The organism is Plantactinospora sp. A48 (assembly GCF_055793945.1).
In genome coordinates this window covers 25503-47068 of sequence record NZ_JBTIXF010000001.1, presented here as the reverse complement: position 1 = coordinate 47068, position 21566 = coordinate 25503, and the positions used below count along the sequence as shown (strand labels likewise).

Annotated in this window: 17 protein-coding genes and 3 pseudogenes; 18 read left to right on the top strand and 2 right to left on the bottom strand. The window is 72.3% G+C overall.

The window, feature by feature from the left end; translation table 11 throughout:
• Nucleotides 1-75: 75 nt before the first annotated feature.
• Nucleotides 76-1398: a multidrug effflux MFS transporter gene (locus ACXN5W_RS00230; protein WP_473156291.1), complete on the bottom strand. Its 1323-nt coding sequence runs from the start codon at nucleotides 1396-1398 to the stop codon at nucleotides 76-78.
• A gap of 338 nt (nucleotides 1399-1736) precedes the next feature.
• On the opposite strand from ACXN5W_RS00230, the gene aroC reads away from it, so the two are divergent.
• The 6 genes from aroC to nusB all read left to right on the top strand — a co-directional run bounded on the left by aroC (nucleotide 1737) and on the right by nusB (nucleotide 6218).
• Nucleotides 1737-2915 (top strand): chorismate synthase, encoded by a 1179-nt coding sequence (gene aroC, locus ACXN5W_RS00225; protein ID WP_473156031.1) that lies wholly within the window; start codon nucleotides 1737-1739, stop codon nucleotides 2913-2915.
• Between the two features lie 119 nt (nucleotides 2916-3034).
• Nucleotides 3035-3562: a shikimate kinase gene (locus tag ACXN5W_RS00220; RefSeq protein WP_473156290.1), complete on the top strand. Its 528-nt coding sequence runs from the start codon at nucleotides 3035-3037 to the stop codon at nucleotides 3560-3562.
• A 10-nt stretch (nucleotides 3563-3572) separates the two neighbouring features.
• Nucleotides 3573-4661 carry a 3-dehydroquinate synthase gene (gene aroB, locus ACXN5W_RS00215; RefSeq protein WP_473156030.1) on the top strand — a complete coding sequence of 363 codons (1089 nt, stop codon included), beginning with the start codon at nucleotides 3573-3575 and terminating at the stop codon, nucleotides 4659-4661.
• Nucleotides 4658-5137 (top strand): type II 3-dehydroquinate dehydratase, encoded by a 480-nt coding sequence (gene aroQ / locus ACXN5W_RS00210; RefSeq protein WP_473156029.1) that lies wholly within the window; start codon nucleotides 4658-4660, stop codon nucleotides 5135-5137. Before aroB ends, aroQ begins: the two co-directional genes overlap by 4 nt.
• A gap of 89 nt (nucleotides 5138-5226) precedes the next feature.
• On the top strand, nucleotides 5227-5784 hold the full coding sequence (gene efp / locus ACXN5W_RS00205) for an elongation factor P (protein WP_473156028.1): 558 nt from the start codon (nucleotides 5227-5229) through the stop codon (nucleotides 5782-5784).
• Nucleotides 5785-5807: 23 nt separating this feature from the next.
• Nucleotides 5808-6218 carry a transcription antitermination factor NusB gene (gene nusB, locus ACXN5W_RS00200; protein ID WP_473156289.1) on the top strand — a complete coding sequence of 137 codons (411 nt, stop codon included), beginning with the start codon at nucleotides 5808-5810 and terminating at the stop codon, nucleotides 6216-6218.
• 149 nt (nucleotides 6219-6367) lie between these two features.
• Here nusB and bldD read toward each other — a convergent pair whose 3' ends face one another.
• A complete protein-coding gene (bldD, locus tag ACXN5W_RS00195) occupies nucleotides 6368-6856 on the bottom strand; it encodes a transcriptional regulator BldD (RefSeq protein WP_095564825.1) in 489 nt (162 codons plus the stop codon).
• 302 nt (nucleotides 6857-7158) lie between these two features.
• Between bldD and pyrR the strand changes: the two are divergent.
• From pyrR to coaBC, 12 genes and pseudogenes are all read left to right on the top strand, one after another.
• A pseudogene (pyrR, locus tag ACXN5W_RS00190) lies at nucleotides 7159-7722 on the top strand (bifunctional pyr operon transcriptional regulator/uracil phosphoribosyltransferase PyrR); the annotation flags it as partial.
• Nucleotides 7723-7814: 92 nt separating this feature from the next.
• Nucleotides 7815-8780, top strand: coding sequence for an aspartate carbamoyltransferase catalytic subunit (locus ACXN5W_RS00185; RefSeq protein WP_473156027.1), 966 nt, complete (start codon nucleotides 7815-7817; stop codon nucleotides 8778-8780).
• Between the two features lie 104 nt (nucleotides 8781-8884).
• Nucleotides 8885-10183, top strand: coding sequence for a dihydroorotase (locus ACXN5W_RS00180; RefSeq protein WP_473156026.1), 1299 nt, complete (start codon nucleotides 8885-8887; stop codon nucleotides 10181-10183).
• Nucleotides 10184-10196: 13 nt separating this feature from the next.
• Nucleotides 10197-11327, top strand: a pseudogene (carA, locus tag ACXN5W_RS00175) (glutamine-hydrolyzing carbamoyl-phosphate synthase small subunit); the annotation flags it as partial.
• A 131-nt stretch (nucleotides 11328-11458) separates the two neighbouring features.
• Entirely contained in the window at nucleotides 11459-14908 is a 3450-nt protein-coding gene (carB, locus tag ACXN5W_RS00170; protein ID WP_473156025.1) for a carbamoyl-phosphate synthase large subunit, read from the top strand.
• A 175-nt stretch (nucleotides 14909-15083) separates the two neighbouring features.
• Nucleotides 15084-16085, top strand: a pseudogene (locus ACXN5W_RS00165) (quinone-dependent dihydroorotate dehydrogenase); the annotation flags it as partial.
• A 279-nt stretch (nucleotides 16086-16364) separates the two neighbouring features.
• On the top strand, nucleotides 16365-17642 hold the full coding sequence (locus tag ACXN5W_RS00160) for an adenosylmethionine--8-amino-7-oxononanoate transaminase (RefSeq protein WP_473156024.1): 1278 nt from the start codon (nucleotides 16365-16367) through the stop codon (nucleotides 17640-17642).
• A gap of 131 nt (nucleotides 17643-17773) precedes the next feature.
• Nucleotides 17774-18616 carry an orotidine-5'-phosphate decarboxylase gene (gene pyrF, locus ACXN5W_RS00155; RefSeq protein WP_473156023.1) on the top strand — a complete coding sequence of 281 codons (843 nt, stop codon included), beginning with the start codon at nucleotides 17774-17776 and terminating at the stop codon, nucleotides 18614-18616.
• A gap of 169 nt (nucleotides 18617-18785) precedes the next feature.
• Nucleotides 18786-19103 carry an integration host factor, actinobacterial type gene (gene mihF / locus ACXN5W_RS00150; protein WP_473156022.1) on the top strand — a complete coding sequence of 106 codons (318 nt, stop codon included), beginning with the start codon at nucleotides 18786-18788 and terminating at the stop codon, nucleotides 19101-19103.
• Nucleotides 19104-19135: 32 nt separating this feature from the next.
• Nucleotides 19136-19738 carry a guanylate kinase gene (gmk, locus tag ACXN5W_RS00145; protein ID WP_473156021.1) on the top strand — a complete coding sequence of 201 codons (603 nt, stop codon included), beginning with the start codon at nucleotides 19136-19138 and terminating at the stop codon, nucleotides 19736-19738.
• A 306-nt stretch (nucleotides 19739-20044) separates the two neighbouring features.
• Nucleotides 20045-20308, top strand: a complete 264-nt coding sequence (gene rpoZ, locus ACXN5W_RS00140) for a DNA-directed RNA polymerase subunit omega (RefSeq protein WP_095564834.1) — start codon at nucleotides 20045-20047, stop codon at nucleotides 20306-20308.
• A 4-nt stretch (nucleotides 20309-20312) separates the two neighbouring features.
• The gene (gene coaBC, locus ACXN5W_RS00135) at nucleotides 20313-21515 is read left to right on the top strand and encodes a bifunctional phosphopantothenoylcysteine decarboxylase/phosphopantothenate--cysteine ligase CoaBC (protein ID WP_473156020.1); all 1203 of its coding nucleotides are present in this window, start codon (nucleotides 20313-20315) and stop codon (nucleotides 21513-21515) included.
• The last annotated feature ends 51 nt before the right edge of the window (nucleotides 21516-21566 follow it).

Below are 21566 nucleotides of genomic sequence, written 5' to 3'. Positions count from 1 at the left end.
GGGTGTACGCCAGCCACCTCAAGCTGCCCGGTTGAGGTGGCTGGCGTACATCCCGCGGGGTGGCGCGGTAGGCGCTCAGGCCGCGGCGGTCCGCGTACCCGATCGGGACAGGGTGAGCGCGGCGGTGAGTGACAGGGTCGTGGCGCCGAGCACGACGAGCGCCATCGGCACGGCACTGCCGGCGTCGCCGAGGCCGACCAGCGGCGCGGCGGCGGCACCCACCACCGACTGCACCGCCCCCAGCAGCGCGGCGGCGCTGCCGGCCGAGTCCGGATACCGGTCCAGGGCCAGCGCCAGGCTGTTCGGCGTCACCATGCCGAGCGAGCCGACGAAGACGAACAGCGCCAGGGCCACCGGTACGACGCTGCCGGCGGCCGCGCCGGCCAGCAGCCCCGCCCCGGCGGCCACGCCGACGAACAACGTGGTCACCAGCAGCCGGCGCGGATCGGTGCGGTCCAGCAGCCGGGCGTTGAGCTGACCCGTGGCGACCAGACCCAGCGCGTTCAACCCGAAGATCAGGCTGAACACCCCGCCGGGCAGGCCGAAGACCTCCTGGAAGACGAACGACGACCCGGAGATGTAACCGAACAGGCCGGCGAAGGCGAGTCCCTGGGTCAGCGCGTACCCCAGGAAGATCCGGTCGGCGAACAGCGACCGCATGGTGCGGGCGGTGGCGGCCAGACCGCCGGTGCCGCGCCGGTGCGCCGGCAGCGTCTCCGGCAGCCGCCAGGCGACCGCCGCGGCGAGCAGCAGCCCGATCACCCCGAGGGTGAGGAAGACCGTCCGCCACGAGCCGAACCGCAGCACCAGGCTGCCCAGGCTCGGCGCGGCGACCGGCGCGATCCCGAACACCAGGGTCAGCCGGGAGAAGTACCGGGCCGCGGCGCGACCGGAGTAGAGGTCCCGGACGATCGCGCGGGCCACCACCACGCCCGTACCGCCCGCGAAGCCCTGCGCGAACCGGACGCCGGCCAGGATCCCGGCGTTCGGCGCCGCGGCGCAGGCCAGCGCCAGCAGCGCGTACGCGGTGACGCCGATCAGCACCGGCCGGCGGCGGCCCCAGCGGTCGCTCAGCGGTCCGGTGACCAACTGGCCCACGGCGAGGCCGACCAGGCAGGTGGTCAGCGACAGTTGGATCTGCGCGGGCGTCGCGGCCAGGCTGGTGGTCAGGTCGGGGAGCGCCGGCAGGTACATGTCCAGCGACAGCGGCCCGATGGCGGTCAGCGTGCCGAGCAGCGCCAGCAGCGCGGCGCCGGCCCGTCCGGTGGGCGCCGCCGGATGTGTGGGCGCCGTCGGGTGTGTGGGCGCCGCCGGATGTGTGGGCGCCGTCGGGTGTGTGGGCGCCGCCGGATGGCTGTGCGCCGCCGGACGGTTGGGCGATGGCGGGTCCGGACGCACGGACAGGCCGGTCGTTTCCGACACGGTAGGCACTCCCCACGATTGACGATCTCCACCGCAACATAGCGCCGATGCCGGTCCACCGACCCGGGACGTGAGCAGGCAGACAGCGACCCCCGGCCGACCCGCGACAGGCCGGCCCTCGGAAGGTCCGGTCCCGGCAGCCCCGGCGCGCGGTGGGTCCGGCCCCCCGGCAGCTCCGGCGCGCGGTGGGTCCAGGTGTTAGGAGGGGGTCCTTCCTATACAAAAAGCGATAACAGGGGGCCCTTCCTTACCAGCAGGCGGGATGGGTGGGCCGGTGCGTGTCGGGCGGTGCGTGGCGTGACACACTTGCCCCCGTGTTGCGCTGGTTGACCGCAGGTGAGTCGCACGGACCGGCCCTGGTCGCACTGCTCGAGGGCGTACCCGCCGGGATCGAGGTGACCAGCGGGGACCTTGGCCGGGAGCTGGCCCGGCGCCGGCTGGGTTACGGCCGGGGCGCCCGGATGTCGTTCGAGCGGGACGAGATCGAGATCGTCGGTGGTGTCCGGCACGGCGTCACGCTGGGTAGCCCGGTGGCGGTCCGGATCGGCAACTCGGAGTGGCCGAAGTGGCGCACGGTGATGGCCGCCGACCCGGTGGACCCGGACGAGTTGGCCGGGCAGGCCCGCAACGCGCCGCTGACCCGGCCCCGTCCCGGCCACGCCGACCTGGCCGGCATGCAGAAGTACGGCCACACCGACGCCCGGCCCATCCTGGAACGGGCCAGTGCCCGGGAGACCGCGGCCCGGGTGGCGGTGGGCACGGTGGCGCGGGCCCTGCTCCGGCAGGCGCTCGGGGTGGAGATCGTCTCGCACGTGGTCGAGTTGGGCTCGGTGGTCGCCAAGCCGGGTCTGCAACCCCGGCCGGAGGACGCCGAGCGGATCGACGCCGACCCGCTGCGCTGCCTCGATCCGGAGGCCAGCGCCCGGATGGTCGCCGAGGTGGACGCCGCACGCAAGGACGCCGACACGCTGGGCGGGATCGTCGAGGTGCTCGCCTACGGCGTCCCGCCGGGCCTGGGTAGCCACGTGCAGTGGGATCGCAAGCTGGACGCCCGGCTCGCCACCGCGCTGATGTCCATCCAGGCGATCAAGGGGGTGGAGATCGGCGACGCCTTCACCCAGGCCCGCTCGCGGGGCTCGGTGGCGCACGACGAGATCGTGCCGACCGCCACCGGCGTACGGCGGGTCACCGACCGGGCCGGCGGTCTGGAGGGCGGTATCAGCACCGGTGAGCCGCTGCGGGTACGGGCGGCCATGAAGCCGATCTCCTCGCTCAACCGCGCGCTGTCCACGGTGGACGTGACCACCGGCGAGCCGGCCACCGCGATCAACCAGCGGTCCGACGTGTGCGCCGTGCCGGCCGCGGCGGTGGTGGCCGAGGCGATGGTGGCGCTGGTGCTCGCCGAGGCGGCGACGGAGAAGTTCGGCGGCGACTCGGTGCCGGAGATCCGCCGCAACCTCGCCAGCTACCTGGACAACCTGGTGATCCGGTGACCGGCGCACCGGCCGGCCCCGATCCGTCCGGGTCCACGGCGCCCGGCTCTGACCCGTTCGGTCCCGACCGGGCCGGGGGAACGGCCGGCTCCGACGCCACCGCGCGCGCGCCGGTCTGCGTGCTCGTGGGCGCCCCCGGTGCCGGCAAGACGAGTACCGGTGAGCTGCTGGCGGAGGCGCTCGGCGTCGCGTTCCAGGACACCGACGCCGACATCGAGGTGCTGGCCGGCAAGACCATTCCCGAGATCTTCATCGACGAGGGCGAGGCGCACTTCCGCGAGCTGGAACGGGAGGCCGTGGCCGCGGCGCTCGGGTCCTTCGACGGGGTGCTCGCGCTCGGCGGCGGGGCGATCCTCGCCGAGGACAACCGGCGGCTGCTGACCGGGCACACGGTGGTGCACCTGTCGGTGGGACTGGCCGACGCGGTCCGCCGGGTGGGCCTGGGCGCCGGCCGGCCGCTGCTGGCGATCAACCCGCGGGCCACCCTGAAGTACCTGATGGACCAGCGCCGGCCGCTGTACGCCGGGGTGGCGACGTACACGGTCGACACCGACGGCCGGACGCCGGCCGAGGTCGCCGAGGAGGTGCTGACGATCCTGCGTCGCCACACCCCCGGCCGGACCGACGCGCCGGCGGCGCGGGACTAGGCTCGGATCGATGAACGAGACCGGAGAACTCACCCGGATCCCGGTTGGCGGCGAGCGGCCGTACGAGGTGCTGGTGGGCCGCGACCTGCTGGCCGCCGTACCCGATCTGCTGCCCGGCGCGGACCGGATCGCCGTGCTCTACGCCCCGCCGCTGGCCGGGGTGGCCCTGGCGTTGACCGAGCGGCTGGCCGGCGCCGGGCGTCGGCCGCTGCCGATCGAGGTGCCCGACGCCGAGGCGGGCAAGGATCTGGCCGTGGCGGCCGACTGCTGGGAGCGGCTCGGCGCGGCCGGCTTCACCCGCGGTGACGCGGTGCTGGGCGTGGGCGGCGGGGCCGTCACCGACCTGGCCGGTTTCGTGGCGGCCTGCTGGCTGCGCGGGGTCCGCTGGCTGGGGATACCCAGTTCGGTGCTGGGCATGGTGGATGCGGCGGTCGGCGGCAAGACCGGGATCAACACCGGTGCCGGGAAGAACCTCGTCGGAGCGTTCCACCCGCCGGCCGGGGTGCTGGCCGATCTGTCGCTGCTGACCGCGCTGCCCGAGCCGGAGCTGGTCACCGGGCTGGCCGAGGTGGTCAAGTGCGGGTTCATCGCCGACCCGGCGATCCTCGACCTGATCGAGCGGGACCCGGCGGCGGTCACCGACCCGACCGGGCCGGTGCTGCGGGAACTCATCGAGCGGGCCATCCGGGTGAAGGCCGAGGTCGTCTCGGCCGACCTGCGGGAATCCGGGCGGCGGGAGATCCTCAACTACGGGCACACCCTGGCGCACGCCATCGAACGGGTCGAGGACTACCGGTGGCGGCACGGGCACGCCGTGGCGGTCGGCCTGGTGTACGCGGCGGAGCTGGGCCGGCTCACGGGCCGGCTGGACCCGGACACCGCGCGGCGGCACCGGGCGATCCTGCTCCGGCTGGGTCTGCCGGTCAGCTACCCGGCGGACGCCTGGCCCCGGCTGCTGCCCGTGATGCGGGTCGACAAGAAGGCCCGTGGCGACACCCTGCGGTTCGTGGTGCTCGACGGACTGGCCCGGCCCGGCACCCTCGCCGGCCCGGACGAGGACCTGCTCCGGGCCGCCTACCAGGCGGTGTCCCAACAGTGAGGGTCGAGGTGTTGAACGGTCCGAACCTGGGCCGGCTGGGTAGCCGGGAGCCGGAGGTGTACGGCCGGACCACCTACGCCGACCTGGTGGAGCTGTGTGAACGTACCGGTGCCGAGGTCGGGCTGGACGTGGCCGTGCGGCAGACCGACGCCGAGGCCGAGATGTTGGGGTGGTTGCACGCGGCGGCCGACGCGGGCGCGGCGGTGGTGTTGAACCCGGGCGCCTGGTCGCACTACTCGTACGCGGTCCGGGACGCCTGCGCCATGCTGCGGGCTCCGCTGGTCGAGGTGCACATCTCCAACATCCACACCCGGGAGCAGTTCCGGCACCACTCGGTGATCTCCGCGGTGGCCACCGGGGTGATCTGCGGGCTGGGGGTGGACGGCTACCGGCTGGCGCTGCTGCACCTGGCCGGTGCGGCCGGGCCGTCGACCACGGGGTCGTCTTACGACATTCCGGGCGAGACCCCCCGATAGCCGCAAGATCGTCGGGCCCTCGACGCCGCCGACTCCGGCGCTGGGTAGACTTGCCCCGTCTATACGTCATTTGAAGATCAAGGCAGGACATGGCCACCACCAACGACCTCAAGAACGGTCTGGTTCTCAACCTCGACGGCGAGTTGTGGACCGTCATCGAGTTCCAGCACGTCAAGCCCGGCAAGGGCGGTGCGTTCGTGCGCACCACGCTGAAGAACGTGTTGTCCGGCAAGGTCGTCGACAAGACGTTCAACGCGGGCACCAAGGTCGACACGGCCACCGTCGACAAGCGCACCATGCAGTACCTGTACGCCGACGGCGAGGACTACGTCTTCATGGACCTGGAGACGTTCGACCAGATCCCGGTCCCCGGCGGCACCGTCGGCGAGGCGGCCAACTACCTGCTGCCCGAGGCGGAGGCGACGGTCGCCACCCACGAGGGCGTCCCGCTGTACATCGAGCTGCCCACCAGCGTGGTGCTGGAGATCACCTACACCGAGCCGGGCCTGCAGGGCGACCGGTCCACCGGTGGCAACAAGCCGGCGACCGTGGAGACCGGGGCGACCGTCCAGGTGCCGCTGTTCATCACCACCGGTGAGAAGATCAAGGTCGACACGCGCGACGGTCGCTACCTCGGCCGAGCCTGATGGCCGAGGCGCCCAAGTCGCAGATGCCCGCGCGCCGCAAAGCGCGCAAGCGGGCGCTGGACGTGCTGTACGAGGCTGACCTGCGGGACCGTCCACCGGTGGAGGTGCTGGCCGGCTATCTCGAGCGGATCGCGAAGCCCCATCCGGAGCACCTGGGATACACGGTGCGGCTGGTCGAGGGGGTGGCGCAGCACCTCGACCGGGTTGACGAGGTGATCGCCAGTTACGCCGAGGGCTGGACGCTGGAACGGATGCCGGTGATCGACCGGAACCTGGCTCGGATCGCCGTCTACGAGCTGCTCTACCTGGACGAGATCGACGACCCGGTGGCGATCAGCGAGGCGGTCGAGTTGGCCCGGCAGATGTCGACCGACGACTCGCCCCGGTTCCTCAACGGGGTGCTGGGCCGGATCGCCGAGTACGCGACCCGCTGAGCTCGACCGCGACGATCGCCGCGACCCGCTGAACTCGACCTCGGCCGGGTGTTTCGGGAGTTGGCAGTGTTTCGGGAGATGACAGGAGGCCCCGGGGGATCACCCCGGGGCCTCCTCGTCGTACCCGTCGCCTCGGAAGGCGAACCGCCTCAGGAGGCGAACAGTGCCCGAGGGTCGGCGACCAGCACACCGTGCTCGGTCAACCGCTCGATCAGGCCGGACGGCGAGGCGTCGTACACGATCGCCAGCGCCCGCAGGTCGTCGGCGCGGATCGACAGCACCCGGCCGTTGTAGTCACCCCGCTGCTGCTGGATGGCCCGTGCGTACCGGGCGACGTAGGCGAGTTCCTCCGACGCCTCGTCGTACAGCCGCTCCAGGTCCAGGACGATCTTGTTGGTCGGCTCGTGCCGGACACCACTGCCGTCGGGCAGCAGCTCCGAGACGGGGACGCGGTAGAAGTCGGCCAGCTCGGCGAGCCGGGACACGGTTACCGCCCGGTCGCCCCGCTCGTACGAGCCGACCACTACGGCCTTCCAACGGCCGTTCGACTTCTCCTCGACGCCCTGCAGGGACAGCCCCTGCTGCTGGCGGATCGAGCGCAGGCGGGCGCCCAACGACTTGGCGTACTCAGACGGCATTCGGTCACTCCCAGTGCTGGCTCGGGGTTCATCCCAGCGATCGCTACGGAGCGTGACGGTACGGGGATTGCGACACGGGGTCAAGTGCTGGCTACCGGTCGGTTCACGAGAAGGTTTCGCGAACCGGTCATTTCGCCTCGCTGACCAGGAGATCAGTGATTTTCGACCGTTCCACGAGGCCCGGACCGGTTTCGACGCGGGCCGCTGGTAACGTGACGGCGAGCCCCGGCCTGGCCCCTTGAGCAGGCCGTTCCCGACATCCTTTAACGACCCGTCCCGTGAGGCGGGGAAGGAGGTCCGCCGTGGCCTACCCACAGGCCGCCCGAGATCAACACGTGTCGCCACCGTCCGTGAAGGTCATCCTGACCAGTTCCGACGTCGCGCGCGTCGTCGACCGCATCGCCCACCAGATCCTGGAGAAGACCCAGGGCGCCAACGACACCGTGCTGCTGGGCATCCCCACCCGGGGCGTGCCGCTGGCCCGTCGGCTGGTCGCCCGGATCCACGCCTTCGAGCACGTCGAGCTGCCGGTCGGAGTGCTGGACGTCACCCTCTACCGCGACGACCTGCGCCGGAAGGGAATCCGCGCGGTGGGCCCGACCGAGGTCCCCACCGGCGGGATCGACGGCAAGCGGGTGATCCTCGTCGATGACGTGCTCTTCTCCGGACGTACCGTCCGGGCCGCCCTGGACGCGCTCAACGATCTCGGCCGGCCAAGCTCGGTCCAGCTCGCCGTGCTGGTCGACCGGGGGCACCGCGAGCTGCCGATCCGGGCCGACTACGTCGGCAAGAACATCCCCACGGCGCTGGCCGAGAGCGTCCGGGTGACGCTGGCCGAGACCGACGGCGCCGACGAGGTCCGGCTGTTGCCGGCCGGGCCCGCGACCGACACCCCGCCGGTGGGTACGCCCCGCCCGGGCGACACGACCGGGCCGGCGACGGACGGGAGGCGTCCGCGATGATCCGCCACCTGCTCTCCGGCGCCGACCTGGACGCCGACACCGCGACCCTGATCCTGGACACCACGGCCGAGATGGCCAGCGTGAGCGGCCGGGAGGTCAAGAAGCTGCCGGCGCTGCGGGGCCGGACCGTGGTCAACCTGTTCTACGAGGACTCCACCCGGACCCGGATCTCGTTCGAGGCGGCCGCGAAACGGCTGTCCGCCGACGTGATCAATTTCTCGGCCAAGGGTTCCAGCGTCTCCAAGGGCGAGAGCCTCAAGGACACCGCGCTCACCCTCCAGGCCATGGGCGCCGACGCCGTCGTGGTCCGCCACCCGGCGTCCGGCGCGCCGCACCGGCTCGCGAACTGGGTCGACGGCAGCGTGGTGAACGCCGGCGACGGCACCCACGAGCACCCCACGCAGGCCCTGCTGGACGCGTACACCATGCGCTCCCGGCTGGGCCGGATCGCCGGCCTGCACGTGGCCGTGGTCGGTGACGTGCTGCACAGCCGGGTCGCCCGGTCCAACGTGCTGCTGCTGACCACGCTGGGTGCCAAGGTCACCCTGGTCGGGCCGCCCACCCTGGTCCCGGTCGACTGGGCCGCCCGGGCCGGCGCGGCGATCCCACCCGGCCCGCCCGGCGGTCCGGCGGGGATGCCGGCCACCGACGTGTCGTACGACCTGGACGCGGTGCTACCCACCGTGGATGTCGTGATGATGCTGCGGGTGCAGCGGGAACGGATGACCGCCTCCTACTTCCCGTCGGCCCGCGAGTACGCCCGCCGGTACGGGTTGGACGGGCCCCGGCTGCGCCGACTGCCCGAACACGCCGTGGTGATGCACCCCGGTCCGATGAACCGGGGCATGGAGATCACGCCGGAGGTCGCGGACTCGCCGCGCTCCACCATCGTCGAGCAGGTCGCCAACGGTGTCTCCGTCCGGATGGCCGTGCTGTACCTGCTCCTGGGCGGGTCCCGGTGAGCGCGAGGAGTGAGCTTGCGAGCCCCGCAGTCGCGAACGAAGGATTTTCGGTGAGCGCGAGGAGTGAGCTTGCGAGCCCCGCAGTCGCGAACGAAGGAATACACATGAGCTTCACGTACCTGATCAGGGGTGCCAGCGTGCTGGGCGCCGCACCGACCGACCTGCTGGTGCGCGACGGCGCCGTGGTGGAGGCCGGCAGTGGGCTGTCCGCCGCCGGCGCGACAGTGGTCGACGCGGCCGGGCTGGTCGCGCTGCCCGGCCTGGTGGACCTGCACACCCACCTGCGCGAGCCGGGCCGGGAGGACGCCGAGACCGTCGAGTCCGGGTCCCGGGCCGCGGCGCTGGGCGGCTACACGGCGGTCTGCGCGATGGCCAACACCTCGCCGGTCGCCGACACGGCCGGCGTCGTCGAGCAGGTCTGGCGGTTGGGCCGGGAGGCCGGTCTGGTGGACGTCCAGCCGATCGGCGCGGTCACCGTGGGGCTGGCCGGTGAGCGCCTGGCCGAGCTGGGCGCGATGGCCGACTCGGCCGCCGCGGTGCGGATCTTCTCCGACGACGGGCACTGCGTGGCCGATCCCCGGCTGATGCGCCGGGCCCTGGAGTACGTCAAGGCGTTCGGCGGGGTCATCGCCCAGCACGCCGAGGAGCCCCGGCTGACCGAGGGCGCCCAGATGCACGAGGGTGAGGTGTCGACCCGGCTCGGGTTGACCGGTTGGCCGGCCGTCGCCGAGGAGGCGATCATCGCCCGGGACGTGCTGCTGGCCGAGCACGTGGGCAGCCGGTTGCACGTCTGCCACGTCTCCACGGCCGGCAGTGTCGAGGTGCTGCGGCAGGCCAGGGCGCGCGGCGTGGCGGTCACCGCCGAGGTGACGCCGCACCACCTGCTGCTCACCGACGAGCTGATCGCCGGCGGCGGGCCGGGCGGCGCGTACGACCCGGTCTACAAGGTCAACCCTCCGCTGCGTACGGCGGCGGACGTGGCGGCGCTGCGGGCCGCGCTGGCCGAGGGCGTCCTCGACGTGGTCGCCACCGACCACGCGCCGCACGCCGTCGAGGACAAGGAGTGTGAGTGGGCGTACGCCCGGCCCGGGATGCTCGGGCTGGAGACCGCACTCTCGATCGTGCTCGACGTGTTCGGCCCGGACTGGGAGCTGATCGCCGAGCGGATGTCCCGGACGCCCGCCCGGATCGCCGGGCTGACCGGGCACGGTCACGTACCGGCGCCGGGTCGGCCGGCCACCTTCACCCTGGTCGATCCGGCCGCCCGTCGGCGGATCGACCCGGGCGAGCTGGCCAGCCGCAGCCGTAACACCCCGTACGCCGGAATGGAGCTGCCGGGCCGGATCGTCGCGACGTTCCTGCGCGGTACGCCGACGGTGCTCGACGGAAAGGCCGTGAAGTGATCGGAGGTCAGGCATGAAGAGGCGTCCCGCGATCCTGGTTCTGGAGGACGGCCGGTCCTTCACCGGCGAGGCGTACGGCAGCATCGGTGAGACGTTCGGCGAGGCGGTCTTCACCACCGGCATGACCGGTTACCAGGAGACGCTCACCGACCCGTCGTACCACCGGCAGGTGGTGGTGCAGACCGCGCCGCACATCGGCAACACCGGGGTGAACGGCGAGGACGACGAGTCGGGCCGGATCTGGGTGGCCGGGTACGTGGTCCGGGATCCGGCCCGGATCGGCTCGAACTGGCGCTCCACCGGTGGCCTGGAGGACCGGTTGGCCACCGAGGGGGTGGTCGGGATCAGCGGCGTGGACACCCGCGCGCTGACCCGGCACCTGCGCGAGCGGGGCGCCATGCGGGTCGGGGTGTCCAGCGTGGAGCAGGACCCGCGGGCCCTGCTGGAACGGGTGCTCCGGTCGCCCCGGATGGTCGGCGCCGACCTGTCGGCCCAGGTGACCACGCAGCGGCCGTACACCGTCGAGGCGGTGGGCGAGCACCGGTTCACGGTCGCGGCGCTCGACCTGGGCATCAAGCGGAACGTGCCGCGCCGGCTGGCCGCGCGCGGTGTGACCACCCACGTGCTGCCGGCGCACAGCACCATGGCGGACATCCTGGCCACCGGGGCCGACGCGGTGTTCTTCTCGCCCGGTCCGGGTGACCCGGGCACCGCCGACCATCCGGTGGCCCTGGCCCGCGAGGTGCTGGACCGGCGGCTCCCGCTGTTCGGCATCTGTTTCGGCAGCCAGATCCTCGGCCGGGCGCTGGGCTTCGGGACGTACAAGCTCGGCTACGGCCACCGGGGCATCAACCAGCCGGTGCTGGACCGGGCCACCGGCAAGGTGGAGGTGACCAGCCACAACCACGGCTTCGCGGTGCGGGTACCGGGGGCCGTGGAGCAGGCGGCCGTGCCGGACCAGCTGATCGACACCGACTTCGGCGCGGTCGAGGTCAGCCATGTCTGCCTCAACGACAACGTGGTCGAGGGCCTGCGGGCGCGGGACGTGCCCGCGTTCACCGTGCAGTACCACCCGGAGGCGGCGGCGGGCCCGCACGACGCGGACTACCTGTTCGACCGCTTCGCGGAACTGATCGAGGGCCGCGCCCTCGACCGGCAGCGCAGCGAGGGCCGCGCCCTCGAGGGACAGCGCAGCGAGGGCCGTGCCCTCGACGGGCAGCGCACTGAGGGCCGTGCCCTCGACGGAAACCACAGCGAGGGGCGGGGGCGGTAGCCATGCCTAAGCGGACGGATCTACGGCATGTCCTGGTGATCGGCTCGGGGCCGATCGTCATCGGTCAGGCGTGCGAGTTCGACTACTCCGGCACGCAGGCGTGCCGGGTGCTGCGCGCCGAGGGGCTGCGGGTCAGCCTGGTCAACTCCAACCCGGCGACCATCATGACCGACCCGGAGTACGCCGACGCGACGTACGTGGAGCCGATCACCCCGGAGTTCGTCGAGCTGGTGATCGCCAAGGAACGGCCGGACGCCCTGCTGCCCACCCTGGGCGGGCAGACGGCGCTGAACACGGCCGTCGCGCTGCACGAGGCCGGCGTGCTCGACAAGTACGGCGTGGAGCTGATCGGCGCCGACATCGAGGCGATCCGCCGGGGCGAGGATCGGCAGCTGTTCAAGGACATCGTGGTCCGGGCCGGCGCCCGGATCGGCGTCGAGGAGCCGACCGGGTTGGTGCCGCGTTCCCGGGTGTGCCACTCGATGGACGAGGTCCGGGACACGGTCGCCGAGCTGGGCCTGCCGGTGGTGATCCGGCCGTCGTTCACGATGGGCGGCCTCGGCTCCGGAATGGCCCACACCGACGCCGACCTGGACCGGATCGCCGGCCAGGGGCTCGCGGCCAGCCCCGTGCACGAGGTGCTGATCGAGGAGAGCGTGCTCGGCTGGAAGGAGTACGAGCTGGAACTCATGCGGGACCGGCACGACAACGTGGTGGTGGTCTGCTCGATCGAGAACCTCGACCCGATGGGCGTGCACACCGGCGACAGCGTGACCGTGGCGCCGGCCATGACGCTCACCGACCGGGAGTACCAGCGGCTGCGGGACCTGGGCATCGCCGTCCTGCGCGAGGTCGGGGTGGACACCGGCGGGTGCAACATCCAGTTCGCGGTGAACCCGGCCGACGGCCGGCTCGTGGTCATCGAGATGAACCCCCGGGTGTCCCGCTCGTCGGCGCTGGCGTCGAAGGCCACGGGTTTCCCGATCGCCAAGATCGCGGCGAAGCTGGCCATCGGGTACACCCTGGACGAGATCCCGAACGACATCACCCTCGAGACGCCCGCGGCGTTCGAACCGGCCCTGGACTACGTGGTGGTGAAGATCCCACGGTTCGCCTTCGAGAAGTTCCCCGGAGCCGACCCGGAGCTGACCACCACGATGAAGTCGGTGGGCGAGGCGATGGCCATCGGCCGCAACTTCACCGAGGCGCTCAACAAGGCCATGCGGTCGGTCGAGACGAAGGCGGCCGGGTTCTGGACGCTGCCGGACCCCGACGGCGCGACCCGGGAGAACACCCTGGCCGCGCTGCGTACGCCGCACGACGGCCGGCTCTACACCGTGGAACGGGCGCTGCGGCTGGGCGCCTCCATCGCCGAGGTGTTCGAGGCGTCCGGCGGGATCGATCCGTGGTTCATCGACCAGATCGTCGCGCTGATCGAGCTGCGTCAGGAACTGGTGGAAGCGCCGGTGCTCGACCGGGACCTGCTGCGCCGGGCCAAGCGGGCCGGCCTGTCCGACCGGCAGGTCGCCGCGCTGCGGCCCGAACTGGCCGGCGAGGACGGGGTACGCACGCTGCGCCACCGGCTCGGCCTGCGCCCGGTGTTCAAGACCGTTGACACCTGCGCGGCCGAGTTCGCGGCCCGCACCCCGTACCACTACTCCTCGTACGACGAGGAGACCGAGGTGCTGCCGTCGGCCCGGCCGAAGGTGCTGATCCTGGGTTCCGGGCCGAACCGGATCGGCCAGGGCATCGAGTTCGACTACTCCTGCGTACACGCGGTTCAGGCGCTGCGGGCCGCGAACCCGGCGGCGGGTGGATTCGGGCCGGCGGGTGCGGGCGGGTCGGCTGCCGGCGGGCCGGCGGCGGATGCGGCCGGGCCGGACCAGGCTGCCGGCGGCGGCTTCGAGACCGTGATGGTGAACTGCAACCCGGAGACGGTGTCGACCGACTACGACACCGCCGACCGGCTCTACTTCGAGCCGCTGACCTTCGAGGACGTGCTGGAGGTGTGGCGGGCCGAGGACGCCCCCGGGAAGGAGGCCGGGGGTCCGGGCGTGGTCGGGGTGATCGTCCAGCTCGGCGGGCAGACGCCGCTGGGCCTGGCGCGACGGCTCAAGCAGGCCGGCGTGCCGGTGGTCGGCACCTCGCCGGAGTCCATCCACCTGGCCGAGGACCGGGGCGCGTTCGGTGCGCTGCTGAACCGGTCCGGGCTGCGGGCGCCCGCGTACGGCACCGCCACCTCGTTCGAGGAGGCGAAGGCGATCGCCGACGAGATCGGGTACCCCGTGCTGGTCCGCCCGTCGTACGTGCTGGGTGGCCGGGGCATGGAGATCGTGTACGACGAGCCGACGCTGCGCGCCTACATCGGCCGGGCCACCGACATCTCACCGGACCACCCGGTGCTGGTGGACCGGTTCCTCGACGACGCCATCGAGATCGACGTGGACGCGCTCTGCGACGCCGACGGCGAGGTGTACCTCGGCGGGGTGATGGAGCACATCGAGGAGGCCGGGATCCACTCCGGCGACTCGTCCTGCGCGTTGCCGCCGATCACCCTCGCCGGCTCGCACCTGGCGCAGGTCCGCCGGTACACCGAGGTGATCGCCCGGGGGATCGGGGTCCGCGGGCTGCTGAACGTCCAGTACGCGCTGAAGGACGACATGCTGTACGTCCTGGAGGCCAACCCGCGGGCCTCCCGTACCGTGCCGTTCGTCTCCAAGGCCACGGCGGTGCCGCTGGCCAAGGCGGCGGCCCGGATCATGCTGGGCGCCACGGTCGCGCAGCTGCGCGCCGAGGGGTTGCTGCCGGCCGTCGGGGACGGCGGGACGCTGCCGGACGACGCGCCGGTCGCCGTGAAGGAGGCGGTGCTGCCGTTCAAGCGGTTCCGTACCCCCGCCGGCAAGGGGGTGGACTCGCTGCTCGGACCGGAGATGAAGTCCACCGGCGAGGTGATGGGAATCGACACGACGTTCGGGCACGCGTTCGCGAAGAGCCAGGCCGCCGCGTACGGTTCGCTGCCGACCAGCGGGACGATCTTCGTTTCGGTGGCCAACCGGGACAAGCGCGGGATGATCTTCCCGATCAAGCGGTTGGCCGATCTCGGCTTCGCGATCGTGGCGACCACCGGCACCGGCGAGGTGCTGCGCCGGCACGGCATCTCCTGCCAGCTCATCCGCAAGCACTACGAGGAGGCGGGGGAGGGCCCCGACGCGGTGTCCATGATCCTCGGCGGCGAGGTGGCCCTGGTGATCAACACGCCGCAGGGTTCGGGGGCGAGCGCCCGCTCCGACGGGTACGAGATCCGCAGCGCCGCCGTGACCGCGGACATCCCGTGCGTCACCACCGTGCCCGGCGCGGCGGCCGCGGTGATGGGCATCGAGGCCCTGATCCGCGGTGACATGACGGTACGTCCCCTCCAGGAACTCCACGCCCTCCTCCAGGCCACCCGATGACCCCCCCACCCCCCCAGACCCCCCACCCCCCCGGGTTGATCATGAAGTTAGCGGACGATTTCGGTGGCAGAACCACCGCTAACTTCATGATCAACGGGGTCCGACCGGGGTGCGACCGGGGTTCGGACGGGGTTGGGTCGGGGTTCGGTTGGGGTTGGGGCGGGGGTTGGGGGTGGTGATGTTTGAGCGGGTGGTGCGGCCTTGGCTGTTTCGGCTGGGTGGTGGCGACGCCGAGGCGGCGCACGAATGGACACTGCGCCGCCTCGCCGGGCTGTCCCGGAACCGGGCCGCGCTGGCGGCGCTGCGAGCCCGGTACGCCGTACGCGCGCCACGAACGGTGTTCGGGGTCGAGTTTCCCAACCCGGTGGGGTTGGCCGCCGGAATGGACAAGGACGGCGCCGCCCTGCCGGCCTGGCCGGCACTCGGATTCGGCTTCGTCGAGGTCGGTACGGTCACCGCGCACCCACAGCCGGGCAACCCGCGGCCACGGCTGTTCCGGCTGCCGGACAGCGTGGCCGTGGTCAACCGGATGGGGTTCAACAACTTGGGCGCGGCGGCTCTGGCGACCCGGCTCGCCGCGCTGGACCGGCCGCTCGGCGTACCGCTGGGCATCTCGCTGGGCAAGTCGAAGGTCACCGCGCTCGACGACGCGGTCGAGGACTACCTGGCCTCGTACCGCGCGCTGCGCGACCACGGCGACTACTTCGCGGTGAACGTCTCCTCGCCGAACACCCCGGGGCTGCGCGCCCTGCAGGACCGGGGCCACCTGGACGCCCTGCTCGCCGCGCTGGTGGGGGAGAAGCCGATCCTGGTGAAGATCGCCCCCGACCTCACCGAACCGGCGATCGCCGAACTGCTCGCGGTCTGCCTGGAGCGGGGGGCGGCCGGCGTCATCGCCACCAACACCACGATCGGTCGGGGCGGGGTCGCCGCGGCCGACCGGGCGGTGGCCGCCGAGACCGGTGGGCTGTCCGGCCGTCCACTGGCGGCGCGGGCCCGTGAGGTGGTCGCCTTCGTGCACGCCGAGACGGGGGGCAAACTGCCGGTGATCGGGGTCGGCGGGGTGCTCGGTCCCGACGACGCCAGCCGGCTGTTCGACGCCGGCGCGAGCCTGGTCCAGCTCTACACGGGGTTCATCTACCGGGGGCCGGCACTGGTCCGAGCCATCGCCCGGGCCACGTCCGCCGCCCCGCCGGCCCCAGGGGTCACGCCACGCGCTGGGGCTACGTCGTCGCCGGGGGTTACGCCACCCCCTGGGGGTACGTCGTCGCCGGGGGTTACGCCGGCCACGCCGTCTCGGGGCGCTGCGCCGGGCTCGGACACCCCGGGCGCGTCGGCTCGCACCCCGTGAACCGGTCGCGGGGGACCGCAGCCGCACCGTCGAGGGCGTTAACAGGGGGCCCTTCCTATACGGAAAGCGATAACAGGGGGCCCTTCCTTACCAGCGGAGGGGGAAATGGTGACGCCTGAGGAGATGCTGGCGGCCGACCGGGCGCATGTCTGGCATCCGTACGCGCCGCTGCCGTCGGCCACCCCGCCGTACCCCGTCGAGGGCGCCGAGGGCGTGCGGCTGCGTCTGGCCGACGGTCGGGAACTGGTCGACGGGATGTCCTCGTGGTGGGCCGCCATCCACGGGTACCGGCATCCCGCGCTGGACCGGGCGGTCACCGAGCAGCTGGGCCGGATGAGCCACGTCATGTTCGGCGGCCTCACCCACGAGCCGGCGGTACGGCTGTCCCAGGCGCTGGTGGAGCTGACCCCGCCGGGCCTGGAACACGTCTTCCTCTGCGACTCGGGTTCGGTGAGCGTGGAGGTGGCGATCAAGATGTGCCTGCAGTACCAGCGTGGCCGGGGCCGCCCGGAGCGCCGCCGGCTGGCCACCTGGCGGGGCGGCTACCACGGTGACACGTTTCACCCGATGAGCGTCTGCGACCCGGAGGGCGGCATGCACCACCTCTGGGGCGACGTGCTGCCCCGGCAGGTCTTCGCGGCCGAGCCGCCGGCCGGTTTCGACGCGCCGGTGGATCCGGCGTACGAGGCGGAGCTGGTCGCCACGGTGGAGCGGCACGCCGGGGAACTGGCCGCGGTGATCGTGGAGCCGGTCGTGCAGGGCGCCGGCGGGATGCGGTTCCACAATCCGCACTACCTACGGGTGCTGCGCGAGGTCACCAGCCGGCACGGTGTCCTACTCATCTTCGACGAGATCGCCACCGGCTTCGGTCGTACCGGTCGGTGGTTCGCGGCGGAGCACGCCGGTGTCACCCCGGACGTGCTCTGTGTCGGCAAGGCGCTCACGGGTGGCTATCTCACCCTCGCGGCGGCGCTCTGCACACCCGAGGTCGCGCGCGGGATCTCGGCCGGCGGGGTGCTGGCGCACGGGCCCACGTTCATGGCGAACCCGCTCGCCTGTGCCGTGGCCAACGCCTCCGTCGAGCTGCTCCGGGAGGGTGGCTGGACGGCGGACGTACCCCGGATCTCGGCCGGGCTGCGGGCGGGCCTGGCGCCGCTGCGGGGCGCCCCCGGGGTGGCGGACGTGCGGGTGCTCGGCGCGATCGGCGTGGTGCAGCTCGACCACGAGGTGGACCTGGCGGCGGCCACCGCCGCCGCGGTGGACCAGGGCGTCTGGCTCCGGCCGTTCCGGGACCTCGTCTACACGATGCCGCCGTACGTCACCGGGGACGAGGACGTGGCGAGGATCGTCCGGGGTGTCGCCGCCGCGGTGGCCGCGGGCTGACGGAAGTCCGGGGCGGCCCGTCGCGGGTTGACGGGTGGTCCGGGGCGGCTCGGGCGGCTCGGAGGTCGGTCCGACTGGGCCGCGGAGCGCATCGGTGGGCGTGCCGCCGGTGCCGAGGGAGAGGAGAGGCTGTGGAGACCTTCGGCGAACGACTGGACGCCGCCATGCGACTGCGGGGTCCGCTCTGCGTGGGGCTCGACCCACACCCCGCGTTGCTGTCCCGATGGGGGCTGCCGGACGACCCGGACGGGCTGGCTCGGTTCTGTGACAGCGTGGTCACCGCTCTCGCCGATCGGGTGGCGGTGGTAAAGCCGCAATCCGCCTTCTTCGAGCGATTCGGGTCCCGAGGCGTCGAAATTCTTGAGTCAACTATCCGACAGTTGCGTTCGGCGGGGACGCTTGTGCTCCTCGATGTGAAGCGTGGCGACATCGGCTCCACGGTCGCGGCCTACGCTTCCGCGTACCTCGACCCATCCAGCTCGCTGTATGTCGACGCGGTGACCGCGAGTCCCTATCTCGGTGTCGGTTCATTGGCGCCGATGTTCGACACGGCGCGCGCGAACGGCGGCGGGGTTTTCGTTCTCGCGCTCACCTCCAATCCGGAGGGCCCCTCCGTACAGCACGCGCGCGGCGCCGACGGGCGCACCGTGGCGCAGACCGTGATCGACGAGATTTCCCAGCTCAACGAGGGTGCGAAGCCGATCGGGAGCGTCGGTCTGGTGGTCGGAGCGACGATCGGTCGGACCGGTCACGACCTGTCCCGGGTCAACGGTCCGCTGTTGGCGCCGGGCCTCGGCGCCCAGGGCGCGACGGCCGCGGACCTCCGGACCGTGTTCGGTGAGCGGCTGTCGGCGGTGCTGCCGTCGTACTCCCGGGAGGTCCTTTCGGCCGGACCGGAGCCGGCCGCGCTACGCGCCGCCGCCGACCGCGTACTCGCGGAATGCCGGGCCGCGCTGGGTCGTACGGCTGAGTGACCACTCGGTCACCAAGCCATGATCCCCGCGCGCCCACGTTGCCGAAAGCGTCGCTGCCCGCTAGTTTTCCCGGCGCTGGGAACCACATACCCCTTTGGTTCACAGCCACACCATGTTTCACAGATGCGGCGGATCGATGGCCGCCGCGATAGGGACCTGAGGAGAACTGGTGCCGCTCCCGTCATTGAGCCCCGAGCAGCGCGCTGCAGCGCTGGAGAAGGCCGCGGAGATCCGCAAAGCCCGTGCCGAGCTGAAGGAGCAGCTCAAGCAGGGCAAGACCACCCTCGCTTCCGTCCTCGAACGGGCGGAGTCCGACGATGTCGTCGGGAAGCTGAAGGTCTCGGCCGTCCTGCAGGCGATGCCTGGCATCGGCAAGATCCGGGCTACCCAGATCATGGAGAAGCTCAAGATCGCCGATAGCCGGCGCCTCCGCGGCCTCGGCGAGCAGCAGCGTAAGGCACTGCTTGGGGAGTTCGCTGCGAACTAGTTCGCAGCACCGTGTAGAAACAAGCAGTGAGCATGGATGACGACGCGCGCCCGGCAGCTCGTCTCACGGTCCTTTCCGGCCCCTCCGGGGTCGGCAAGGACAGTGTGATCGAGCTGATCCGGGCGCGCTCGCACTGGGTCTGGCTGTCGGTCTCGGTCACCACCCGCCCGATGCGGGACTACGAGGTCGACGGCGTCCACTACTACTTCGCCGACCGGGACGAATTCGAACGCATGGTCGCCAGCGGGCAGTTGCTGGAGTGGGCCGAGTTCGCCGGGAACCTCTACGGCACCCCCCGGGGGCCGGTGGAGGCGCACCTGCGGCGCGGTCAGCCGGTACTACTCAAAATCGACCTGCAGGGTGCTCGGCAGGTCCGGCAGGCGATGCCGGAGGCGCAACTGGTCTTCCTGGCCCCGCCCAGCGTCGAGGAGCTGAAACGTCGGCTGATCGGGCGGGGCACCGACGACGACGAGACCATCCGCCGGCGGCTGGTGCACGCCGACGAGGAGCTTGCCGCCGAGAGCGAGTTCGATGTGACGGTTGTCAACGACTACGTCGAGCGCGCCGCGGACGAACTGGTAGGCTTGCTCGGTTATTCCTTTCTGACCCCGGTCCAGCCGCGTTCCGGCGGTTGATCGGCCGCACCACGCCGGTCGCACCACGCCGGCCGCACTACGCCGGCCGCACCACGCTGGTCGTGTCGCCAGCACGGCATGGTCGGTCGCGCTTCGGCGTGGAACCCGCCACGTCTCGGCGTGGCGGGAGGGAACCGGCCGCGTCCCGGTGGGTCGGGAGGGATCCGCCGCGTCTCGGCGTGGCGGGAAGCAGTCGGCCGCGCTCCGGCGTGGCGGACACAGCAGGAACCGCCCGCGCCACCGTCGCGGGTCGGCAGACAAACCGCCGCGCGGCCGCGCGGCTGACAAACGCAGAGGTCGTATTTCGTGGGATCCATCGCCAACCCAGAGGGCATCACCAATCCGCCGATCGATGAACTGCTGGAGAAGACCTCCTCGAAGTACTCTCTGGTGATCTTCGCTGCGAAGCGGGCCCGCCAGGTCAACGCCTACTACAGCCAGCTCGGTGAGGGCCTGCTGGAGTATGTCGGCCCGCTGGTCGAGACGACGCCGCAGGAGAAGCCGCTCTCGATCGCGATGCGCGAGATCAACGCGGGACTGCTCACCGCCGAGCCGATCGAAGCGCCGTAACCCGATGCCGGTCCGCGTCGTCCTCGGCGTGGGCGGGGGCATCGCCGCGTACAAGGCATGCGAGCTGCTCCGGCTCTTCACCGAGTCGGGGCACTCCGTGCGGGTGGTGCCCACCGCGGCGGCGTTGACCTTCGTCGGCGCGCCCACCTGGGCCGCCCTGTCCGGCCAGCCGGTCGCGGCCGATGTCTGGGCCGACGTGCAGGAGGTGCCGCACGTACGGCTGGGCAAGGAGGCCGACCTGGTGGTGGTCGCCCCGGCCACGGCCGACCTGCTGGCTCGGGCCGCCCACGGGCTCGCCGACGACCTGCTCACCAACACGCTGCTGACGGCCCGCTGCCCGGTGGTGCTGGCCCCCGCCATGCACACCGAGATGTGGGAGCACTCCGCGACGGTGGAGAACGTGGCCACCCTGCGCCGCCGGGGCGCGCTGGTGATCGAGCCGGCGAGCGGCCGGCTGACGGGTGCCGACACCGGCAAGGGCCGGCTGCCCGACCCCGCCGAGATCTTCGCGGTCGCCCGCCGGGTCCTGGCCCGGGGCGTGGTCGAGCCGGACCTGGCCGGTCGCCGCGTGGTGGTCACCGCCGGCGGCACCCGGGAGCCGTTGGATCCGGTCCGCTTCCTGGGTAACCGATCCTCCGGCAAGCAGGGGTACGCCTTCGCCCGGTCCGCCGTCGCCCGCGGCGCGCGGGTGACCTTGATCACCGCGAATGTCGCGCTGGCCGACCCGGCCGGGGTGGACGTCGTCCGGGTCGGCACCACCGAGGAGTTGCGCAAGGCGACCCTGGAGGCGGCCGACGGCGCCGACGCCGTGGTGATGGCCGCCGCACCCGCCGACTTCCGCCCGGCCAACTACGCCACCCACAAGATCAAGAAGTCGGACGACGGAACCGCGCCGGACATTGCGTTGGTCGCCAATCCGGACATCGCCGCCGAACTGGGCGAGCGTCGCCGGCCCGGCCAGGTGCTGGTGGTCTTCGCCGCCGAGACCCGGGACGCCGAGGTCAACGCGCGGGCCAAGCTGACCCGCAAGAAGGCGGACCTCATCGTGGTCAACGTGGTGGGCGCCGACCGGGTGTTCGGCGCCGACACCAACGCGGCGACCGTGCTCGGGGCCGACGGGTCCCGGACCGAGTTGCCGGAGCAGGCCAAGGAGGACCTCGCCGACCGGGTACTGGACCTGGTCACGGCCCGACTGTCCAGTTCCTGAGCTGCGTGGTGAAGTTCCGACAGCCTTCGAGGTCGGCACGGTAGCCTGCGG